This is a genomic window from Glycomyces sp. NPDC048151 (genome assembly GCF_043202775.1).
Classification (GTDB): Bacteria; Actinomycetota; Actinomycetes; order Mycobacteriales; family Micromonosporaceae; genus Glycomyces.
In genome coordinates, this window is sequence record NZ_JBIDBB010000008.1 from 100,070 (window position 1) to 120,956 (window position 20,887).

Annotated in this window: 22 protein-coding genes; 10 read left to right on the forward strand and 12 right to left on the reverse strand. The window is 72.6% G+C overall.

From position 1 onward, the window contains the following. Positions 1-269 precede the first annotated feature (269 nt). From ACGGCP_RS20015 to ACGGCP_RS20030, 4 genes are read right to left on the reverse strand one after another with little or no spacing between them, the layout of a single operon-like run. Complete coding sequence (locus tag ACGGCP_RS20015; RefSeq protein ID WP_392968214.1) at positions 270-776, reverse strand: hypothetical protein; 507 nt, start codon at positions 774-776, stop codon at positions 270-272. Continuing rightward, complete coding sequence (locus ACGGCP_RS20020; protein ID WP_392968216.1) at positions 776-2,692, reverse strand: dynamin family protein; 1,917 nt, start codon at positions 2,690-2,692, stop codon at positions 776-778. Before ACGGCP_RS20020 ends, ACGGCP_RS20015 begins: the two co-directional genes overlap by 1 nt. Further along, positions 2,689-3,261: a nucleotide exchange factor GrpE gene (locus ACGGCP_RS20025; RefSeq protein ID WP_392968218.1), complete on the reverse strand. Its 573-nt coding sequence runs from the start codon at positions 3,259-3,261 to the stop codon at positions 2,689-2,691. Before ACGGCP_RS20025 ends, ACGGCP_RS20020 begins: the two co-directional genes overlap by 4 nt. 47 nt (positions 3,262-3,308) lie before the next feature. After that, the gene (locus tag ACGGCP_RS20030) at positions 3,309-4,799 is read right to left on the reverse strand and encodes a dynamin family protein (RefSeq protein ID WP_392968220.1); all 1,491 of its coding nucleotides are present in this window, start codon (positions 4,797-4,799) and stop codon (positions 3,309-3,311) included. A gap of 180 nt (positions 4,800-4,979) precedes the next feature. Here ACGGCP_RS20030 and ACGGCP_RS20035 point away from each other — a divergent pair, with 180 nt between their 5' ends. Then, positions 4,980-7,409, forward strand: coding sequence for a LuxR C-terminal-related transcriptional regulator (locus ACGGCP_RS20035; RefSeq protein ID WP_392968222.1), 2,430 nt, complete (start codon positions 4,980-4,982; stop codon positions 7,407-7,409). Further along, on the forward strand, positions 7,409-7,921 hold the full coding sequence (locus ACGGCP_RS20040) for a LuxR family transcriptional regulator (protein ID WP_392968224.1): 513 nt from the start codon (positions 7,409-7,411) through the stop codon (positions 7,919-7,921). The genes ACGGCP_RS20035 and ACGGCP_RS20040 overlap by 1 nt, the downstream gene beginning before the upstream one ends. A gap of 424 nt (positions 7,922-8,345) precedes the next feature. Here ACGGCP_RS20040 and ACGGCP_RS20045 read toward each other — a convergent pair whose 3' ends face one another. After that, on the reverse strand, positions 8,346-9,044 hold the full coding sequence (locus tag ACGGCP_RS20045) for a hypothetical protein (protein ID WP_392968226.1): 699 nt from the start codon (positions 9,042-9,044) through the stop codon (positions 8,346-8,348). Between the two features lie 452 nt (positions 9,045-9,496). On the opposite strand from ACGGCP_RS20045, the gene ACGGCP_RS20050 reads away from it, so the two are divergent. Then, positions 9,497-10,639, forward strand: a complete 1,143-nt coding sequence (locus tag ACGGCP_RS20050; protein ID WP_392968228.1) for a glycosyltransferase family 4 protein — start codon at positions 9,497-9,499, stop codon at positions 10,637-10,639. Here ACGGCP_RS20050 and ACGGCP_RS20055 read toward each other — a convergent pair. Together ACGGCP_RS20055 and ACGGCP_RS20060 are read right to left on the reverse strand one after the other, a co-directional pair. Further along, on the reverse strand, positions 10,566-11,084 hold the full coding sequence (locus ACGGCP_RS20055) for a DUF2269 domain-containing protein (RefSeq protein WP_392968229.1): 519 nt from the start codon (positions 11,082-11,084) through the stop codon (positions 10,566-10,568). The genes ACGGCP_RS20050 and ACGGCP_RS20055 overlap by 74 nt on opposite strands. Positions 11,085-11,165: 81 nt before the next feature. Continuing rightward, positions 11,166-12,368 carry a cation:proton antiporter gene (locus ACGGCP_RS20060; RefSeq protein WP_392968231.1) on the reverse strand — a complete coding sequence of 401 codons (1,203 nt, stop codon included), beginning with the start codon at positions 12,366-12,368 and terminating at the stop codon, positions 11,166-11,168. 116 nt (positions 12,369-12,484) lie between these two features. Between ACGGCP_RS20060 and ACGGCP_RS20065 the strand changes: the two genes are divergently transcribed. The 3 genes from ACGGCP_RS20065 to ACGGCP_RS20075 all read left to right on the forward strand — a co-directional run bounded on the left by ACGGCP_RS20065 (position 12,485) and on the right by ACGGCP_RS20075 (position 14,161). Next, positions 12,485-13,144 (forward strand): hemolysin III family protein, encoded by a 660-nt coding sequence (locus ACGGCP_RS20065; protein WP_392968233.1) that lies wholly within the window; start codon positions 12,485-12,487, stop codon positions 13,142-13,144. An 86-nt stretch (positions 13,145-13,230) separates the two neighbouring features. Beyond that, entirely contained in the window at positions 13,231-13,617 is a 387-nt protein-coding gene (locus ACGGCP_RS20070; protein ID WP_392968235.1) for a DUF1992 domain-containing protein, read from the forward strand. 106 nt (positions 13,618-13,723) lie between these two features. Further along, positions 13,724-14,161, forward strand: coding sequence for a DoxX family protein (locus tag ACGGCP_RS20075; RefSeq protein ID WP_392968237.1), 438 nt, complete (start codon positions 13,724-13,726; stop codon positions 14,159-14,161). Positions 14,162-14,230: 69 nt separating this feature from the next. Here ACGGCP_RS20075 and ACGGCP_RS20080 read toward each other — a convergent pair whose 3' ends face one another. Continuing rightward, complete coding sequence (locus ACGGCP_RS20080) at positions 14,231-14,977, reverse strand: SAM-dependent methyltransferase (protein ID WP_392968239.1); 747 nt, start codon at positions 14,975-14,977, stop codon at positions 14,231-14,233. A gap of 78 nt (positions 14,978-15,055) precedes the next feature. Between ACGGCP_RS20080 and ACGGCP_RS20085 the strand changes: the two genes are divergently transcribed. After that, positions 15,056-15,355 (forward strand): putative quinol monooxygenase, encoded by a 300-nt coding sequence (locus tag ACGGCP_RS20085; RefSeq protein WP_392968241.1) that lies wholly within the window; start codon positions 15,056-15,058, stop codon positions 15,353-15,355. Between the two features lie 29 nt (positions 15,356-15,384). Then, positions 15,385-15,966: a DinB family protein gene (locus tag ACGGCP_RS20090; protein WP_392968243.1), complete on the forward strand. Its 582-nt coding sequence runs from the start codon at positions 15,385-15,387 to the stop codon at positions 15,964-15,966. 84 nt (positions 15,967-16,050) lie between these two features. Here ACGGCP_RS20090 and ACGGCP_RS20095 read toward each other — a convergent pair whose 3' ends face one another. Next, entirely contained in the window at positions 16,051-17,160 is a 1,110-nt protein-coding gene (locus ACGGCP_RS20095; RefSeq protein ID WP_392968245.1) for a hypothetical protein, read from the reverse strand. Between the two features lie 274 nt (positions 17,161-17,434). Between ACGGCP_RS20095 and ACGGCP_RS20100 the strand changes: the two genes are divergently transcribed. Beyond that, positions 17,435-17,974, forward strand: a complete 540-nt coding sequence (locus ACGGCP_RS20100; protein ID WP_392968247.1) for a GNAT family N-acetyltransferase — start codon at positions 17,435-17,437, stop codon at positions 17,972-17,974. A gap of 83 nt (positions 17,975-18,057) precedes the next feature. Then, complete coding sequence (locus tag ACGGCP_RS20105) at positions 18,058-18,459, forward strand: VOC family protein (protein ID WP_392968249.1); 402 nt, start codon at positions 18,058-18,060, stop codon at positions 18,457-18,459. A gap of 101 nt (positions 18,460-18,560) precedes the next feature. Here ACGGCP_RS20105 and ACGGCP_RS20110 read toward each other — a convergent pair whose 3' ends face one another. The 3 genes from ACGGCP_RS20110 to ACGGCP_RS20120 are packed head-to-tail and all read right to left on the reverse strand — an operon-like array spanning position 18,561 to position 20,820. Then, positions 18,561-19,547, reverse strand: a complete 987-nt coding sequence (locus ACGGCP_RS20110) for an ABC transporter permease subunit (protein ID WP_392968251.1) — start codon at positions 19,545-19,547, stop codon at positions 18,561-18,563. Next, a complete protein-coding gene (locus ACGGCP_RS20115; protein WP_392968253.1) occupies positions 19,544-20,434 on the reverse strand; it encodes an ABC transporter ATP-binding protein in 891 nt (296 codons plus the stop codon). The genes ACGGCP_RS20110 and ACGGCP_RS20115 overlap by 4 nt, the downstream gene beginning before the upstream one ends. Next, positions 20,431-20,820, reverse strand: coding sequence for a GntR family transcriptional regulator (locus ACGGCP_RS20120; protein ID WP_392968255.1), 390 nt, complete (start codon positions 20,818-20,820; stop codon positions 20,431-20,433). Before ACGGCP_RS20120 ends, ACGGCP_RS20115 begins: the two co-directional genes overlap by 4 nt. Positions 20,821-20,887: the final 67 nt, after the last annotated feature.

Below are 20,887 nucleotides of genomic sequence, written 5' to 3' on the forward strand. Positions count from 1 at the left end.
TTGCCGCTTCGGGTGTCGTCAGGGCCGACATTTTCGTACGGATGCGTCGCATTCGGCGTCCGGCCCGGCCACGCGGACGCCACTGTGGAGCTTCGATGGCCGTTCGGGGGCGGCCTCCTGCACGTCGTCCGGGCCTGAAAGCCGTTCGGGGTCAACCGGATCGGCCGCGGGGTCTCGTGTTCGGGGCCGGGGTTCCCTTTCGGGTCGCGTGGCCGCCCGGTGCCGCCGGTGGCGACATCGGACAGTGCGAATGCCTTCTCGGGGCGGCGCTAGCCCTGCCAGAACCGGGCGAGCGCGGAGGCGGCCGGGTCGTCGACGTCGGCGATGGCGTACTCGGAGGCGTCGACGGTGCTGCCGGTGTTGACCCACGGTTCGGCCTCGGCCGAGCCGAGCACGTCCATGTCGACCCACGGGTAGCCGTCGACCGGCTCGGGGAGGTCCAGGTCCAGTTCGGGCGGGAAGCCCGGCGGGTTGTCGGCCTCGTCGACGAGCATGTCCTCGTACGTCGCGGCGTACGCCGTCTCGTCGCCCGCGGCCTCGTCCTCAGCCGTCTCTTCGTCGAATTCGGCGTCGACGGCGAAGTCCTCGTCGAGGGGCTCCTCGCCGTCGAACTCGGCGCCGTCGTCGAACGCGAAGGCGTCGAGGTCCTCGTCCTCGCCGGGAACCGCGTCGTCGTCGAACTCGTCCAATGCGGGGGCGTCCGCGTCGTCGCCGAAGTCGCCGGCGGCGTCGAAGTCCGCGTTGCCTTCGGGTTCGAAGGCGTCGAACTCATCCATCACGCATCCTCCTCGCCGGGGACGAGGGTGCGGGCCTTGGCCAGCACCTCGTCGAGCTGTTTGACCTTGGCGGCCATGGAGTCGCGGCGCTGCTTGAGCGCCGCCTGCTTCTTCGCCCGGGCGGCCTGGTCGGCCTTCTGGGCGTTCTCGGCGGCCGAGATCCGCGCGTCGAACTCGGCGGCGCGCCGCTCCAGGGCGTCGTCCAGGGTGGAGTTGAAGACGAACTCGACCTCGGTGAACCGGAAGCTGATCTCCTCGTTGAGGTTCGCGCGCGCTTCGGCGACGACCCGCTGGATCCACTGCTTCGCGGCCTGGCGGTTGCCCTGGATCTTGCGGCGGTACAGCAGGAACGCGGCGGCGGCGAGGCCGACGCCGATGCCGGAGGCCGACAGGGCGACCGCGCCGATGCCGGTGAGCGCGCCGAGGCCGACCGCGCCGGCGCCCATGGTGACCGCGCGTCCGGCCATCATCGCCACACCCGCGGAGGACGCCATGAGCAGCGCCCCGTCGGAGGAGGCGTCGCGCCGGGCCCGCCCGGAGGCGGCCGTGCGCAGGCCCGCGGAGATCGAGTTGGTGGCCTGGCGCAGCTCGTCGTCGTTGAACACCTGCCGCAGCACGCGTTCGGCCAGGAGCACGAACCGCTGGTGCAGCTCGCCCGACAGGCGGGCCGCGATGCCCTGCAGGGCGATGTCGACCCGGTTCGGCAGCGACTCGAGCGCGGCCTTGTTGGCCTTCTCGACTTCGTCGAGCAGGGCCTCCTCGAGCTCTTGCAGGTGCGTGCGCAGGCGGCCCTGGACCTCGATCTTGGCGCGCTGCGTCTCGACCCTGAGGGCGAGGTTCGCCTTCTTCGTCTCGGTCCGCCTTGAGGCGAGCGCGTTCTTCTTCTCCTCCTTGAGGCGGTTGGCCGCCTCGGGGTCGGGGTCGTAGGCCTTCATGTCCTCCTGGGCGGAGACGGCCAGGCGCTGGAACTCGGTGCGCACCGCGCGCACGACGTTCGCGGCCACGAGGGCCTTTCCGGCGGTGGCGACCTTGACCAGGGCCCGCTGCATCTTCCCGATCCCGGACTCCTTCGCGAGGGCCTGGCGGGTCGGGCCCTGCGAGTTCAGCGCGTGCTCGGCGAGCATCGCCGACACCGGGTAGTGCGGGGCGTTGCGGAACCGGGGCGCGTGCGCTTCGATGAGCGACCGGTTCTCCTCCATGACCGTGCGCCACCCGGGGTAGGTGTCGGTCTTGGTCAAAGCGAACACCACGAAGTTGACGCGCTTGGACGCCTCGGTCAGGAAGTCCAGCTCGGTCTTGGCCATCGGGCTGGAGGCGTCGGTGACCATGATCAGGCACGTGGCGCGCGCGACCGCTTCGAGCGCGATCTGCGCGTGGTCGGGGTCGAGGCCGCCGGTGCCGGGCGTGTCCACGACGGACATGTGCTTGAGCAGCGCCGACGGGTGGCCGACGAGCATCCGCCGCGGCGGCACCATCCCGGGAGGCATGGTGCCCAGGCGGGTCGCCCAGTTGCGCAGGTCGCCCACGCCCAGCAGCATCGGGTCGGCCGCGCCGGGCTGCCAGGCGCGCACCGACGCCTGCTCGGCCCAGGCGAACTCCAGGTACGCCGTCGTCGCCACCTGGGCGTCCACAGGGGACAGACCGGGCATGCCGAGGAGGGCGTTCACCAGGGACGACTTGCCGCGCTTGGTCTCGCCGACGACGACCGCGACGGGCTTCTCGGGCTGCCAGCGCGAGACCTCGTCGACTTCGGCGGCGGCCTTGGCGTCCACGGTCCGCAAGGAAGCGTTGCCCGCCTTGGCGGCGCGGGCGCACAGCTTGTGGATCTGCTGGGCCGGGTTCGGCTTGGCGGGGGCGGCGGCCTTCTTCGCGGGGGCGGGCTTGGCGGCCGGCGGCGGGGTGGCGGTATCGGTCATGCCCGCACCTGGCCGCGGTAGACGGTGACGATCGGGTGGCGCACGATGCGGCCCCGGTCGGTGTAGCCGATCTGCTCGGTGCGGGCGATGATGCCGTCCTCGGCGGGGGACCCGGCGGCGATCGTGGACCCGGCCTCGTGCACGGCCGGGTCGAAGCGCTGCCCGGTCGCGTCCACCTGGGCCACGCCGACGCGGCCGAAGACGCCGTCGAGGTGCTGGGCCAGCGCGGGGGAGGTGGCGCGGTCGCGCATCCAGATGCACGCGTCGACCAGCGCGGTGCGGTCGGCCATGGCCTGCGCGGCCTGGGCCGGGGCCTGCAGCTGGTTGACCGGGATCGGCCCGGAGGGGGCGGGGGTGAAGGGGACGCCGGAGACCGGCGGGGCGGGCTTCGGCGCGGGCGCGATGGACCGTACGGCCAGGACGGCCACGACGGCGGTGACGAGGACCGATCCGGCCGCGACGGCCAGCGTCACCGGGTCGAATCCGCCGGTGAGGAACACCGCGCCCAGGGCGGCGGCGGCGAAGCCCACGAGGGCTCCCACCAGCGGTCCGCCGAGTCGGTTCGTCACAATGCTCTCCTTAGGTCGTGCAGGGCCGGTGCGGGGCGTTCGGGGGCTCATCCGAGCCGCTGGGCGAGTAGATGGAAACCACGATGCACCACGTTCGCCACCCGCGCCTGGGCAGGCGTGGCGCCGCCGTTGGCGAACGCCCGCCAGCGGGCGGCGGCTTCGATGGCGGCGCGGCGCAGCTGCGGGCGGGCCTCGCCGGGCAGGCCGAGGACGACGCCGGCGTCGTCGGTCAGGGCCAGGCGCGCGACCTCGGCCTCCATGGCCTCGGGCAGGGCGACCTGCCCGGTGGTGACCTGCGCGGCGGCCTCCAGCAGCGGCAGGCGGTGGTATTCGGGGCGGGCGACGATCGACTCGACCGCGCCCCGCAGGAGGTCGCGGTCGGCCGCGGGCCCGGAGGCGGCCGCGGCGTCCAGGCGCCCGAGCGCCCACCCGGCCTTGATGACGTCGGCGCGGACGCCGAAGATCTGGTGGAGCGTGGTGCGCAGCCGCGGGAACCCCGAGGCGGCGAACAGGAGCCGGACGAGCTCGCCGGTCGCCAGGTGCGGGTTCGCGCCCAGGTGCGCGATCGCGAAGTGGATCCCGTACAGGTCCAGGCGCTCCAGCAGGCGCTGGCGCTGGTGCTGGTCGACAGGCCCCTCAGTGGACAGGAACAGGCCCGCGGAGGCGAGCATGAGCGTCCGCTTGGCCTCGTCCAGGCCCGCGAGGGTCCGCAGCGCCTCGCAGTCGGCCGCCGTCAGGAGCCCCGCCTCGGCGGTCTCGGCCAGCAGCCCGACCACGGGCACGACGTCGCAGACGCTGCGGCGCAGCACCGCGGCCTGGTCCCCGGCGATCGGCCCCGCGACCGGCCACGGGTCCTGGCCCGGGCCCGGCGCGAGCTTGTCGGCCTTGTTGTACAGCCCCAGCGCGTTCATCGGCGACGACGACAGCTGCTGCGAGGCCTTCGCGAACGCCTCGAGCGCCTCGACGTCGTCGGCGCGGACCTGCTGGGTGAACACGTAGATGATCGCCTCGGCGGACTCCACGGCCGCCCGGGAGTCGTCGTCGACGTCGTCGGCGATCGGCGCGGCGAACAGCATCTCCCGCGCCGCGTCGGAGATGTCGGTGTTGACCGACTGCAGACCCGGCGTGTCCACCACGGTCAAGTCCCGCAACCGGTCCGAGGACAGCTGCACGTCGATCATCGCGGCCTCGTCGGCCGGGATCGGCAGCGTCGTCGGGATCATCCCGTTGGCGTCCAACGGGACCGCGTGCTTGGAGCCGTTGCGGGCGACCACGTCGACCCTGTCGGCCGGGCCGTACCGGAACTGGGTCACCACGCGTGTGCACTCACCGGCCGCCGTCGGCGCCACGCGCCGCCCGATCAACGCGTTCACCAGCGTCGACTTCCCGGCCTTGAGACGGCCCGCGACCGCGACGCGCAGGGGCTGCCCGAGCCTGGCGGCCACCTCCTCGACCACGGGGCGAGACGCGCCGCTGACCTTGCCGGCCAGCTCTTCGCACATGCCCGCCACACTCGTGGTGAGTTGCCCTGCCACCATGCTCCCGCGTCCGCCCTCTCCATCGTTCCCTCGGCACCCGGCCGCCGACGCCGGTCTGCGGCATCGAAGGTTCCGCAATATCATGAGAGGCGTCGGCGTTCCGTCGACAAGGACGACGATACAAACCGCAGCCGCCCGGCCGCCTCCCCCATTCGTGCCACAGCGTTAGGAGCCCCCATTTTGGCCGCCCCGCCGCCCACCCCCGGTCTGGCCCGCCCCCGCGTCGACCCCGTGCCCGCCGACCCCGGCCTCGGCGACCGCGACGACGCGCTCCGCGCCATGGCCGCGGCGCTGGCCGGCCCGGGCCTGGTCGTCGTCACCGGCCCGCCCGGGTGCGGGCGCACGCGCCTGCTGGAGCGGCTCGCGCAGGCGTCCAAGCGCCCCGTCCACTCCGGCGGCGGCCTCGCGATGCTCTCGGGCGCCCCGGCGCTCGCGTTGGAGCGCGCCACGCGCGCCCGCATGCCCACCGACGACCTGCCGCTGCTGGCCGAGGCCGTCTACTCCCGCACCCGCGGGGGCCTGCTCGTCATCGACGACCTCCAGTGGTGCGACGCGGCGACCCTCGCCGTCCTGCCCGTGCTCGCCGAGCGCCTGCCCGTGGCCGCCGCGCTGCGCACCCCCAACCGCCTGGGCGAGGCCGCCCTGGAGCGCCTCCTGGCGAACGCCACCGTCGTCCCCGTCCCGGACCTGACCGACGCCGAAGCGGCCCGGCTCGTCGCCGAGGCCGCGCCCGCGCTGCCCCCGGCCCGCGCCGCCGCGCTCACCGTCCGCTCCGGCGGGAACCCCTTGGCGCTCACCGCGCTCGCCCGCCACGCCGTCCACGTCGACGGCGGCGACGACCTCGACCTGGAGACCCCCGGCGACCCCGCCGCCGCGGCGGCCGCGGCCATCGCCGACCTGCCCCGCGCCGGACGCACCGCGCTGGCCGCGCTCGGCCTCCTGGGCCGCCCGGCCCACCCCAGCCTCCTCGGCGAGGGCGCCGCCGTCCTCCTCGACGCCGGCCTCGCCGTCCCCGACGGCGCGCACCTGCGCCCGGCCAGCCCCTGGATGGCCGAGGTCGCCGCGGGCATCCTCGACTCGGGCGCCCGCACGTCCATGCACGAGCACCTCGCCGACGCCACCACCGGCGTCGAGTCGGCCCGCCACGCCCACGCCGCCGGGCTCTCAGCCCGCGCCCTCGCCACGGCGCTCGACGCCGCCGACTCGGCCGGGCCCCAGGCCCGCGCCGAAGCGCTCCTGCTCGCGGCCGAACTCGACCCCGCGCACGCCGCCCCCGCCGCCCGCGCCGCCCTCGCGGCCGGACGCACCCGGGCGGCCCTGGCGGTGCTCGACCGCGCCCCCGACGAGCCCGAGACCGCCCTCGCCCGCGCCTGGGCGCTGCTGGCGCTCGGCGAGACCGGACGGGCCCGCGCCGCCCTCGTCGACGCCCCCGACGGCCCCGAAACCGACCAGCTGCGCCTCCTCTGCGCCGCACCGTCTGAAAAGGACGAACTGGCGGCGTCGCTGCGCGAGGCCTACCCCGACCTCGCCCACGCCGGACTCGCCGCCGCGCTCGCCGGCGACGACCCCGACGCGCTCGCGTTCGCCGAAGCGCTCGCCCGCGACGCCGGCGACGCGACCACCGCGTACTGGTGCGCGTGGTCGCGGGTGATCGCCCTCGCCGACGCCGCCCGGCTCGTCGAGGCCGAAGCGGTCGCCCACGAAGCCGCCGACCGCGCCGGAGCCGTGGGCGCCTACTCCTGGCAGACCCGGTTCCTCGCCGCCGCCGCCTGGTGCCTCGTCCTCTCCGGCACCGGCCTGGACAACGTCATCGCCGCCGCGCAGTCCCTCGCCGACCACGCCCTCCCGGCCGTCGCCGACACCCTCATCGACGCCGCGATCGCCCTCGCCGAAGCCGACACCGGCGCGCTCGGCGCCGCCCGCGCCCGCCTCGCCCGGCTCCAGCACGCCCCCGCGGCCCTCGAAGGCCTCGTCGCCTGGCTCGAACACGAGACCGCCTGGCTCGACGGCCAGCCCGGACCCGAAGCGCCCGAAGCGAAACCGGGCCTGGTCGGCGGCCTCGCCCACATCACCGGCCGCTGGATCGCCTACGACACCGGCACCGAGCCGATCGCCGCCGAACCGGCCCCCTGGCCCGTACCCGTCGCCTCGACCCTCACCGCCTGGGACAAGGCCGCACCCGGCCCGTTCGCGCAGGCCGCCCACACCTGGGACGGCCTGGCCGCCCGCGAGCAGGTCCGCTGCCTGCTCGCGCTGGCCGCGCACGCCGGGGACGCGGCCGCCGCCGTCGCGGCCCTGGAGGCGGCCGAGCGGATCGCCGACGAGCACGGCCTCATCGTCCTGGCCGGGCGCGCCCGCCGGGGCCTGCGCAAGCACGACGTGCGCCGCGACCGGCGCTCGGCGCGCGGCGGCGGGGGGCTGACCGACCGCGAGAGCGAGGTGCTGCGCCACGTCGCCTCCGGGCACCCGTCGCGGCGGATCGCCGAGATCCTCGGCATCACCGCCGAGACCGTGGAGACCCACATCCGTTCGGGCATGCGCAAACTCGGCGCGAAGACCCGCACCGAGGCCGCGGTGCTGCTGACCGCCGCCGAGGCGGGTGAGGCGTGATGGCCGAGCAGGTGCCGCTGCACGTGGTCGGCGCGTCCGGCGACGCGGACGCGATCGTGCGCCGCTGCGCGGCCGCCGGCTGGGCGGCGCACCGCGGGTTCGCGCTCCTGGAGCCGGCCTGGGACCTCGCCGAGCGGCACCTGGTGTGCCACGGGCAGGTCGCCGACGACCACACCGCGTCCCAGGCGGTCCTGGCCGCCGCGCGCGGCGCGGGGATCGTCGCGGTCGCCACCGGCGCGCTCGCGCTGAGCCTCGCCGCGGACCTGCGCCGCGTCGGGCCGCTCGGCCTGACCCCGGGCAAGGCCGAAGCGGCCGACGGCCTCGACCTCGACGCCGAGCAGCGGGCCCTGCTGGGGCGCCTGGCGGCGGGCTCGACGATCGCGGCCGCCGCCGAAGCCGAGTTCGTGTCCCTGCGCACCGCCAACCGCCGCATCGCCGCCGCCCGACAGTCCCTGGGCGTCAAGACCACCCGCGAAGCGGTCATGATCTACATCAAGCACGCCCGCGACTGACCGCCGCCGCACCGCGAACAGGACGCCGGGGACGGGGCTGTCCCCCCTTGGCCGCCCGGCCCGGTCGGGACGGCCTGCGTGCCGGGCGCGGCCTGCGCGGCGCTCAGGCCGCGCGATGGCGGCTTGCGGCCGTAGGGCATGCCCCTTCCCACCCGCATCCACCTCCGACCAACCGAGTAAATAGGACGACGATCCCATACGGGTCCGACATCCCCCTCGACACGGGCCGCGCTCCCCGGTCGGCGGACTCCAAGACACTCAACCTCGCGCGGGCCCGCCGCGGATGTCGTACCCCTGCGGAATCATCGGAACCGGGGGCGGTCCGATCCGGACACACCCGACCGCGGGGGAGGGCCGCCGTCTCCCGCGGACACAGCCGGGCCCGGCGCCTCGCGGCACCGGGCCCGTGGCTCGCCTCTCGGGCTTACTTCAGCTCGGCGAGACGCGCTTCGGCCTCCTCGAGCTGGCGGCGCAGCCGCGAGGCCTCCTCGGCGGCCTCGGAGCGGATCTTCTCGACCACCTCGTCGACGACCTCGGCGACCTCGTCCGACCCCGACGCCTGGCACATCGCCAGCGCCGCCGAGTGCGCGACCTTGGCGCCCTTGACGACCGCGCGGGCCCCGCGCGAGGCCGCGACCGACCATTCGCCGTCCTCATAGGTCAGCGTGATCGACAGCTCGGGGTGCTTCGGCGCCGCGGCGCGCGGCCGGGCGACCTTCTTCTTCGGCACGGCCACCGGCTCGGCGGCGGACTGGGTCGCCTCAGGTGCGGTCACGGGTTTCCTCTCACTCACAACAGGTTTCGGTTTCGGCGCGGGCTCGTCCGGGAGCAGTCCCGGTCCGGAAGGCGCGACCGGCTCGGCGGCCTCGCCCGCCCGCTGGCGCGGCGCGCGGCGCGCGCCCTCGCCGGGCGCGGGCAGGCGCAGTTCGGCGGCGGAGAACGACAGCTCGTCGGATCCGAACGCGACGTGGACGAAGTCGTCCACCCCGCCCGGGTCGAGGGCGACGACCTTCCCGGTGCGCCCGGCGACCTGCCCGGCGGCGTCGGTGAACACCACCTTCGGCTTCTTTCCTTGCGCCAGCACCGCTTCGAGATGAGCGATGTCGGCACTCGACAGTGACATCGGGGGCTCCTTCACAAGGTTGCGGCAGACGCCGTCTCGGCGGACGGCGCCCGCGGGGCCGGCTGCGGGCCGACCGGTTGCTGCATCCTCCAATACCTATCGCGCGGGTACGACACCACCCCGCACCGAAGTCGCCTGCGCCCGCCCCCGACCCGGACCCGCCGAGCCCGACGACGCCCGGACTGCAGCCGCCCGGAAACGAAGACCCCGGCGCCGAAGACGCCCGTTCCGCCCCGCGCCCGCCCTGCACTCCGGCCGGACTCGCCCGCACCCCTCACGCACACACACCCACCGCGACGGCCCTCCCCGACGCGCTCGTCCGTGCCCTACCAGGCGCTCCTACCGTCGGCCGACCGCCCCCACGCCTGGCCGCCGCTGAATATCGGCTGCGGTTCAGTCCCGGGCCATGTCGGGTTCCCCCACCCGCCCACCTGGGCTCCTACGCTCCGACCATGAGAGTCGCACTGGTCACCGAGTCGTTCCCGCCCCAGGTCAACGGCGTCGCCCGCTCCGTCTTCCGCGCCGCGGCCCACCTCGCCACCCGCGGGATCGAACCGGTCGTCATCGCCCCGGCCCCCGGGCCCGGGCCGCGACCGGTCTTCGACTGGCCCGTCGTCCACGTCCCCTCCATCCAACTGCCCGCCTACAAGCACTTCCGCGCCGGACTCGCCACCCGCGCCCTCGACGACGCCCTCGAGACCCACCGCCCCGACGTCGTCCACCTCGCCAGCCCCTTCGGCTACACCGCCCGCGCCGCCGCCTGGGCCGAACGCCGCGGCGTGCCCACCGTCGCCGTCTGGCAGACCGACCTGCCCGCCTACACCCGCGCCTACCACCTCACCGCCTTCGAACAGCTCGTCTGGCACCGCCTGCGCTCCATCCACTCCCGCGCCCGCGTCAACCTCGCCCTGTCCGAATGCACCGCCAAAGCCCTCGCCGCCCAAGGCATCGGCGGCCTCGCCGTCCTCCCGCACGGCGTCGACACCGACCGCTTCCACCCCCGCTACCGCGACCCCGGCCTCCACGACGCCCTCACCCCCGACGGCGAACTCCTCGTCGGCTACGTCGGCCGCCTCGCCCGCGAGAAGCAGCTCCACTGGCTCACCGACCTCGCCGCCACCCCCGGCATCCGCCTCGTCATCGCCGGAGACGGCCCCCGCCGCCGCGCCCTCGAACGCCTCCTGCCCCAAGCGACCTTCCTCGGCGCCCTCCACGGCACCGACCTCTCCCGCCTCTACGCCTCCCTCGACCTGTTCGTCCACACCGGACCATTCGAGACGTTCGGGCAGACCATCCAGGAAGCCCACGCCTCCGCCGTCCCCGTCGTCGCCGTCGACGCCGGGGGAGCGGCCGAACTCGTCGACCCCGGCGTCGACGGCACCCACTTCCCGCCCGGCGACCCCGCCGCGCTGGCCGCCACCGTCCGCTCCCTCGCCGCCCGCCGCGACGTGCTGCGCCAGTGGGGCGAACGCGGCCGCCGCAAAGTCAAGGCCCGCACCTGGGAAGCCGAAGGCGACGCCCTCATCGGCCACTACGAGCGGGCACTGGCACTGGGCCCGGCACGCGCCGCGCGCCTCGCCGTCCCCACGGTTTGACATACGACAGGACCACCGCGCCCAAGTACACCGAGGAGGACACGATCGGCGCGGCCAGGATCTGGTCGTCCAGGACCTGCAGCCGCCCCGGATCCAGCGTCGCCGCCGTCGCCGCCAGCCCCGGCCGCAGCGAGAACACCGTGAGCGCGAACGTCACCGCGGTCGCCACCAGCTTCACCAGCACCCACGTGTACGCCACCGTCCACTTCGTGCCCAGCATCAGCACCACCCCCGAGACCAGCGCCGCCGCCCCCAGCGGCAGCGCGAGCGCCCCCGCCAGCGCCGACATCGCCGTCCCCGCCGCGTACTGCTCGGCCGCGACCGACGTCCCCGTCGCCCGCAGCCCCAGCACAAGCAGGCACAGGCTCAACCCCAGCCAGGCGACGGACGAGACCACATGGACGATGACGACTGCCCGGTACGCGGGGCGGCGAAGTTTGAACATGACTCCACGATCGCCGCACGAGGCACTGCGGCGCATCGGCACACGAACGTATTCGCCTCTACGCCCAGACGCTGAGGCCCGCTAGATCGCCTCGGCCGTGACCGCCCGCGTGTCCATCCGCGCCCACCGCAACCCGACCAGCGGGAACACCAGCACCGAGATCATCGCCGCCCCGATCATCGCCGCCGCGACCGACGCGTCCACCAGGCCCCGCTCGGTCGCCGTCGTCGCCGCCACCACCACGATCGGCAGCTCCGTCGCCGCGAACGCCGCCAACGCCCCCCGCTGCCGCCGCGGCAGCACCCGCGCGAAGAACGCGAACGTCACCACCCCGCGCACCAGCGCGAACGCCGCCAGGAACACCGGGATCAACGCCAGCGCCACCGGCGAGGACACCAGCTCGTCGAGATCGAACGTCACCCCCGTGTACACGAAGAACACCGGCACCACCGCCCCGAACCCGATCCCGTCGAGCTTGGACCGCACCAGCTCCTCCTCGCGCTCGTCCAACGCCGCCAGCAGCACGTGCATGCAGATCCCGGCCGCGAACGCCCCCAACGCGATGTCCACCCCGATCTCAGCCGCAAGCAGCACCGCCGCCAACAGCACCAGCACCGACAACCGGACCGCCAGCTGCGCGCTCGTCCCCAGCGTCGCCGACAGCAGCCGCCCCACCCGCGCCGACCGCTTCAGCGACCCGAACGCCGCCGCCGCGACCGCCAACCCCACCACCAGGATCACGAACGTCGTCCGCCCCGAATGGTGCCCCTCCGAGAAGAACAGCGCCAAGAGCGCGATCGGCGCGAACTCGCCCACCGCCCCCACCGCCATCAAGTGCGGCCCCACCGGCCCCGCCAGCAGCCCCGAGTCCCGCGCGATCGGCAGGATCGTCCCCAGCGCCGTCGAACACAACCCGATCGCCATGATCAGGACCGCGTCCACCCCCGCCAGCCACAGGCCGCCCCCCGCCAGCACGAACGACGCCAGCCACCCCAGCGACGCCAGCCCGATCGGCCGCCCCCGCACCGCCTTGAAGTCGATCTCATACCCCGCCAGGAAGAACAGCATCGCCAACCCCAGCTGCGACACCGTCTCGAACAACAGGTTCGGCTGCACCAGCCCCAGGATCTGCGGTCCGATGAGGATCCCCAGCACGATCTCCACGACCACGCTCGGCAGCCGCACCCACCGCTCCACCCGGTCCACCAGCAGCGGCGCCGCCACCGCCGCGACCGCCAGCACCAGCAACTGCACCGGCAGATCCTCGCCCCACACCACGTCCACGGCCGGAGCTTAACGGCCCCACCAGGCAGGCAACGCCCAATCGGGGCTTAACCCCACCCCCGATCGGGGGAGCAGCGGCACTACCGGCAAGTAACCGACGGGGATACCGTCGACACATGGCACTGGCGATCTCCCACACCGACACCAAACCCCGACTGCGCGGCCTGCTCCACCTCGCCGCATTCCCCACCGCGATCATCGCCGGACTCGTCCTCATCGCCACCGCCCCCACCCTCACCGGCCGCCTCGCCACCGCCGTCTACGTCGCCACCTCCGCCGCCCTCTTCGGCATCTCCGCGGTCTACCACCGCACCAACCTCTCCGAGGCCGCCACCACCCGCCTCAAACGCCTCGACCACGCGAACATCTACCTCATCATCGCCGGGACCTACACGCCGATCGCAGCCGTCGCCCTCGACGGCACCACCCGCACCGCGCTCCTGGCCGCGATCTGGACCGGCGCCCTCGCCGGAGTCGCCTTCCGCATCCTGTGGCTGAGCGCCCCGCGCTGGCTGTACACGGTCCTGTACATCGCGCTGGGGTGGGCCGCGCTGTTCGTCATGCCCCAGCTCCTGGCCGGGGCCGAGACGGCCGCGACGGTCCTGATCATCGCCGGGGGCGTGCTCTACACCGCCGGCGGCGTCATCTACGCGCTCAAGCGCCCGAACCCGTCGGTGCAGTGGTTCGGCTTCCACGAGGTCTTCCACGCCTTCACCGTGGCCGCGTACGCCGCGCAGTTCGTCGCGGTCGCGCTCGTGCTCCACGTTGCCCACTGACGGCTCGCAAGCTTCGCCGAGACCGCTCACCGACGGCCCCGGGCCGCAAGCGCCGTTATCATTGGCCCCCTAGCGAGGAGGCTGCGATGAGCGACAGGCAGGCCCGAGGCGTCGACCGCCAGATCCAGGAAGCCGAGGCGCGCGGGGAGTTCAAGAACCTCCCCGGCGCCGGGAAGCCCCTGCCGGGCATCGGGCAGCCCTTGCACGACGACTGGTGGCTCCGCCAGCAGGCCGCGCGCGACAACATCGGCCTCGACGCGCTCCCTCCGGCGCTCAGGCTCGCCAAGGAGGTCGAGCAGCTGCCCCAGACGCTCGACGCGCTGGGGGAGGAGGCGGCCGTGCGCGCTGCCGTCGAAGAGCTGAACGTGCGCATCAGGAAGGCCCTCATCGGCCCGATCGAGGGCCCGCCGCTGCGGTTCGGCCTGCGCGACACCGACGCCGATGTGCGCGCCTGGCGCGAGCGCCGCGCCTGAGGCCGAGCACACACCCACATCACTTGACGGTGTCAAGATGCTTGCTGCATCATAAACTTGACACTGTCAAGAAGTGTGCACTGCGCACCCCCGAAAGGCCCGCCCCATGGTCCCCATCATCACCCTCACCGCCGCCACCCTCCTCGCCCGACTCACCGGCCTCCTCGGCGCCGACGCCCTCGACTGGCAGACCTCCCTGCGCATCGGCCTCGCCGCCATGTTCACCATCACCGGCATCGTCCACTTCGTCCCCAAATTCCGCGACGACATGATCCGCATGATCCCCGAACGACTCCCGCGACCAGCCCTCCTCGTCGCCGCCACCGGCATCCTCGAACTCGCCGGCGCCGCCGGACTCCTCATCCCCGCCACCGCACCCGCAGCCGCCATCAGCCTCACCCTCCTCCTCGCCGCCATGTTCCCCGCCAACGTCTCCGCCGCCCGCCGCCACATCCCCCTCGCCGGCAAACCCGCCACACCCCTGGGCATCCGCACCGCCGAACAGATCCTCTTCATCACCCTCACCGTCCTCGCCGCCCTCTGAAACCCGGGGGAGGACCAGACACACCGAAGGCCCCGGACCGACACAGGTCCGGGGCCCTCGCAACACCGCCTACTCCACCGGGCGGCCCAACATCAGATACGCGAACCCCAGCAGCCCGCGATGCCCCCGCAGCCACCAGCCCCGGTGCGCGTCCGCCTTCTCACGGACCCCCGCCGCCTCCGGATGACCCGGATTCGCCAGCAGCCACACCTCCAGATCAGCCAGGAACTGCGACTCGAAATCGTCCCACTCCGACTGCTCCACCGACTCCACCCGCAACGGACGGAACCCCGTCGCGACCGCCGCGTCCACGAACTCCGGCAGCAGCATCATCTCCGACACCGTCGTCCCCGGCCACATCCGCGCGAGCTCCGCCTCCGTCGGCACCCGGTTCCACACCCCGTCCCCGATCAACAGCCGCCCACCCGGCTTCACGATCTTGAACAGCTCACGCAGCGCATCCGCGCCCGTCCCGAACGCGTGCACCGCACCGATCGAGATCACCAGATCCGCCGGCTCAGTCCAGTCCGCACCCTGGTACTCCACGAACTCCAACCGGTCCGCGATACCGCGCGCCGCAGCACCCGCACGCCCCCGCTCCAGCAGCTCCACATCCGAATCGACCCCGTACGCCTTCGCGCCCGGCACCCGCTCGGTCACCCGCTGCAGCAGCTCGCCCCAACCGCACCCGATGTCCACGATCACCCCCGGAGCCGCCGCAGCGCACTCCTCGACCTGCCGGTCGAGACGCCAAGCGGCGATAGGGGAGTTGCAGTCCAGATAGCCGTACCGAGACGGCCCGTCATGAGAAGTCATCGCCGACACGCTAACAACCCTCGCCAACACCCCGCAAACGCATTGCCCCACCACCACCCGCCCACTACCGTCACCACCATGATCACCGTCCACGCCTACGTCTGGGCCCGCCCCGAACACCGCGACGCCTACCTCGAAGGCCTCCGCGCCCTCCAAACCTCCACCAGAGCCAACGACACCGGGTGCCTGCGCTACGAGTTCTGGACCGCCATCGACGACCCCAACGCCTTCGTCTGCCTCGAGCAATGGACCGACATGAACGCCCTCGACGACCACCTCAACGCCCCCCACCACCTCGCCGGATCCGCCGCCCTCGACGCCTACCGCGCCCGCCCCAGCGAGATCCACATCTTCGACTCCACCCCCATCAACCCCTGATGTCACACCCGGATGGAACACTCACCACCATGACCGACCTCAAAACCCACCTCAGCCGCTACCTCCAATCCGGACGCGACGCCGTCCTCTGGAAACTCGAAGGCCTAGGGGAGTACGACGTCCGCCGCCCCCTCACCCCCACCGGCACCAACCTCCTCGGCCTCGTCAAACACCTCGCCAGCACCGAGATCGGCTACTTCGGCGACACCTTCGCCCGACCCTTCCCCGAAACCCTGCCCTGGCTCGCCGACGACGAAGACCCCCAAGCCGACCTCTGGGCCACCCCCGACGAAACCCGCGACTACATCACCGACCTCTACCGCCGCGCCTGGGACTTCTCCGACACCACCATCCGCGAACTCGACCTCGACGCCACCGGCAACGTCCCCTGGTGGCCCACCGAACGCTCCGAAGTCACCCTCGGCCAGATCCTCACCCACATGATCGCCGAAACCCACCGCCACGCCGGCCACGCCGACATCACCCGCGAAAGCGTCGACGGCGCCGCCGGCATGCGCCAAGGCAACGACAACCTCTGGGTCGAAGAACAATCCCGCACCCAATACTTCGACCTCCTCGAAACCAACGCCCGCAAAGCCGCAGGCCTCTAACACAACGGGCCCCGGCAGCACACGCCACCGGGGCCCAACCCACCAAACAGGACAAACCACGCGACCCCGCGCGGGGGAGTAGACCTAACCCCTGCCACCCTCCCGCTCCACCAACCGACCCTCCGCCGCAAGCGCACGCTCACGCCACGACTCCACCAACCCCCGCAACTCCACACCCGCAGCATCCACCGACTCCGCACGCGACACCGCCACACGCACATCAGCCACCGCGCTGGCGAGCTCGGCACGCAGCCGCTCGGCCTCAACGGCCTGCTCGGCCTCCCGCGACGCCGCCTGCTCCGCGTCCCGCCGCGCCACCGCCACCTCGGCGACCAGCGACTCAACTCGGGACCGCTCAGCGTCCCGCTCGGCGATGAACCCCAGCGCCCTCGCCTCGGCCCGCTCCAGGGCCGCCTCACCGGCCCGCAGCGCCTCGGCCGCCTCCGCCGCGACCTGATCGGCCCGCGCCCTGGCCGCCTCGGCCTCGCTCCGCGCCCCTGCCGCCGCCTGCTCGGCCTCCTCACGGGACGCGGTCGCCGCGTCCCGCTCGGACAGCGCCGACACCCGCGCCTGCTCGGCGGCCGCAGACGCCGCCTCGGCCTCCTTGCGCGCCGCAGCAGCGGCGACCGCCTCCCCGACCGCGGCAGCCGTCTCCGCACGCGCGGCCTCGGCGTCCCGCACCGCCGCCAGACGCGCCGCGACCGCCTCCTTCGCCCGCGCCTCAGCGGCCTCCACGGCACCCGCGGCCCGCTCGGCCTCGGCCTGCGCCGCCTCCAGCTCCTCCCGCAGCACGACCGCCCGAGCGGCGACCTCGTCGCGCTCGGCCCTGGCCGCCGCCACCGACGACGCCGCGTCCGACCGCACCTCCGCGAGCCTGGCCTCGACCTCCGCCGGGTCCGTCTCGGCCCGCAGCGCCTCAGCGAGCGGCGCGAGCGCCGACGTCATCGACTGCTCGATCTGCTCGTACAGCTCCTCGGCCCGCGCCAGCGCGCCTTCCAGACCCGGCGTGGACCGGCGCAGCTCCCGCTGCCGCTTCGCCTGGGACGCGCAGTCGCCCTCGGCGCAGTACAGGCGCGGGCGTCCGCGCCCGGGCTGCTGCGGAATCGGCGTCCCGCACCGCTTGCACAGCGTCGCGCCCTTCGCGGGCGTCCGGGTCGCGGGAACGGTCGTCTCAGTCGTACCTGTTTTCGTCATGCACACAACCTACCATTATTAATTTCCGTTTTTAATATTTAAATAATGGAAAAACAAGCGTGTCGCTTCCCGGTGCATAACTCACGAGAAGTGCCGTTCCCGCAAGTAATGATATTTCCGGGCCTGACACGGCCTCGCGCGAACCGACGCGTCGTTCGTCGGGTCGGTCGCCCTATTGGCGCGATCGGGCCCTGGAGCGGCCGCCGGGGCCCGGTGGCGGGGATGCCCGGAAATCGGTGTGGCACCGCGTGGTGCGGTCTGGTAGAAAACGTGAGTGCTTACAGGCGAGAAGGTCGGGCTCAGGGCCCGGCACGAGGACGACATCCCGCAGCTCATGGAAGGCCTGGCCGACGTGCTCACCACGGCGCGTGCGACCGGGCAGCCGTGGCGGCCGTACACCCCCGGCGCGAAGCAGACGCCGTTCACCGTGGACGACGAGAAGGAAGGCGTCGTCCACTTCTCCGTGGTGAGCCTGGACGACGGCGCCCTGGTCGGCGCCGCGAACCTGTGGGGCATCGACAAGCACGCCCGGTCGGCGCACATCGGCATGGGCCTGCTGCCGATCGCGCGCGGCAAGGGCTACGCCACCGACGTCGTCGGGACGCTGTGCCACTACGGGTTCGCCGTGCACGGACTGCACCGCCTGCAGGTCGAGACCCTGGCCGACAACACGCCGATGCTGCGCGCGGCCGAACGCAACGGCTTCGTCCGCGAGGGCGTCCGCCGCGACGCCTCGTGGGTGGTCGGCGAGTTCCTCGACGAGGTCGTCCTCGGGCTCCTGGTCCACGAGTGGAAGCAGCGCGCCGCGGACTAGCGCCGGATTCCCCGATCGGGCCCTGTCGTCGGCGGCCGCTGCGAGTATGGCGGTAGACCGCTTCGACATGAAAGGAGCCCGCGATGGGTTCGATCCTCAACCCGTACGTCCAGTTCGACGGGGACGCACGGGAGGCCATGGAGTTCTACCACAGCGTCCTCGGCGGCGAGCTGAAGTTGAACACGTTCGGTGAGTCCGGTATGCCCGGCCCGGGGGCCGACAAGATCATGCACGCCCAGCTCACCTCGGCCGCGGGCTACACGATCATGGCCTCGGACACGCCGCCCGGCATGGACTACAAGCCCGGCCAGAACATCTCGATCAGCATCTCCGGCGACGACGCCGAGCTGCTGCGCGGCTACTGGGAGGCGCTCGGCGAGGGCGCCACGGTCGCCATGCCGCTGGAGAAGCAGATGTGGGGCGACGAGTTCGGTGCCCTGGTCGACCGGTTCGGCGTCAACTGGATGGTCGACATCACCAGCTGACACCGCAGACGTGAAAAGCGGGTGTCCGGGCCTAGGCCCGGACACCCGCTTCCCGTTTCATTACTTGCGGGAATCTCGCATAGTCGGTTCGGTCGGGGGGCTCAGTTGAGGCCGCGGATCCGCCAGAACGCGAACCCGGCCAGGGCCGCCGACAATCCGGTCGCGACGCCCAGCTCGATCCACTGGAAGTCCCAGTACCGGTCGGCGGGCTGGTACGACACCGTGAACGAGGCGTCCAGCGCGACCATGCAGTCGTCAGGGGTGCCGCCCTGCGTGTCGCACGCGTACAGGTCGTCCTCGGTCACCTCGGTGCCGTCGCCCTTGTAGACCGGGATGTAGTCGGATACGACCCACGCGCCGGGGATCGTGTACCCCTGGATGCCCGCGCCCATGGGGCCGATGCCGAACGAGTCGATCTGCCCGATCGCGTTCGCGTCGGTCCACTCCACAGTGGTGGTGACCGGGTCGGCGAACTGCGGCCGGACCACGTTCGCCATGAGCAGCTGGAACCCCGCGAACACCAGGAGCGTCACCGCCATTGCGACGAGGGTCTTGCGGGCGAGGATCCCGACGACGAGTCCGAGGGTGAACGCCAGGAGCGCGTACCCGAACGGCGCGAGGTCCCGCGCGGCGAACGTCAGGGGCTCGAACCGGGAGTTGACGAGCCCGTCGAACGGTTCGGCGGCCCACGACAGCAGCAGGCTGAGCCCGCCGGTGAACACGACGCTCACTCCCCCGACGAGCGCGATCTTCACCGCGAGCCAGCGCCTGCGGGTGACCGACTGGTTCCATGCGAGCCGGTGTGTGCCGGTCTCGAGTTCGCGGGTGATCAGGGGTGCGCCCCAGAAGGCGCCGATGAGGGCGGGTCCGGCGATGAGGACGAGTCCGATGAGGAGGAGGCCGGGTCCGAACTGGTCGGCGAAGGCGTGTTTGGCGCTGTCGCATGCGGTCGTGCAGTCGGTGATGGTGAGTTGGTAGGTGTCGCGCAGGTCTGCGGCGAGGTAGAGGAGGTAGGTGCAGGCGGCGGCGATGAGTGCGGCGGTCCACAGGGTCTGGGCGCGCATTTGGCGCCAGGTCAGCCAGATCATGCGCTGGTCTCCTGGAGGGTGGGGGCGGTGAGGCCTTCGGCGCGGTGGAGGTAGGTGAGGACCATGTCTTCGAGGTCGATGGTGCCGGTGGTGGTGTCGAGGGGTTGTCCGGTGGTGTTGTGGACGATGAGGGTGGTCTGTCGGTCGGTGTGGTCGGCGCTGATGACGTGGACGCCTTCGGGGAGGGTGTCGAGGCTGCCGCGGGGGCCGACGAGGCGGTGGTGGTCGGCGGTGAGGTCGTCGATGTCGCCTGCGACTTGGACGCGGGAGGCGGCGAGGACGACGAGGTGGTCGCAGACGCGTTCGACGTCGCCGATGAGGTGGGAGGAGAGGATCACGGAGATGTCGAGTTCGGCGACGAATGCCATGAGGTTCTGGAGGAATGCGCGTCTGGCGAGGGGGTCGAGTGCGGCGACGGGTTCGTCGAAGATGAGGAGTCGGGGTCGTTTGGCGGCGGCGATGGTGAGTGCGAGTTGGGCTTTCTGGCCGCCGGAGAGGCGTCCGGCGCGTTTGGCGGGGTCGAGGCCGATCTGTTCGATGCGGGTCCTGGCGAAGGTGTGGTCCCAGGTGGGGTTGAGTCGCTCCCCCAGTTTGAGGTGGTCGGCGACGGTGAGGGTGGCGTAGACGGGGGTGTCTTGGGCGACGAAGCCGACGTCGGCGAGTTGGGCGCTGTCGGCGGCGGGTGTGCGGCCGAGGACGTCGATGTGTCCGCTGGTGGGTTGGATGAGTCCGGCGGCGAGGGCGAGGAGGGTGGATTTGCCGGCGCCGTTGGGGCCGACGAGGCCGACGATGCGTCCGGCGGGGATGTCGAGGGTGGCTTCGGTGAGTGCGGTGTGTCTGCCGTAGCGCTTGGTGAGTGTGTCGGTGTGGAGGACTGGGGTGCTCATGGGGTCACCTTTGGGGCCTTTCTGATGGTGGTGTCGAACAGGGCCTGGATGGCGTCGTCGTCGAGTCCTGCGGTGCGGGCGCTGGTGATCCATTGCTGGAGTGCGGTTTTGAGTTCGGCGTGTGCGTCGAGGGTGGCGTCGGCGAGGGTGGTGGTGACGAAGGTGCCGCGTCCGGGTTGGGGGGCGACGAGTCCTTGGCGTTCGAGTTCTCGGTAGGCCTTGAGGACGGTGTTGGGGTTGATGGCGATCTTGGCGACCACTTGTTTGACCGTGGGCAGCTGGTCCCCCACGTCGAGCATGCCCAGGCGGAGGGCTTGTTGGACCTGGTGGACGAGTTGCATGTACGGGGCGACGCCCGAGCGCGGTTCGAGGTGGAAGTCGATCACGAAGTTTCTCTATTTCACTAGGATGTTAGCACTATAGGGCTGTGGGGGTGCGTTTGTCGAGCGCGGG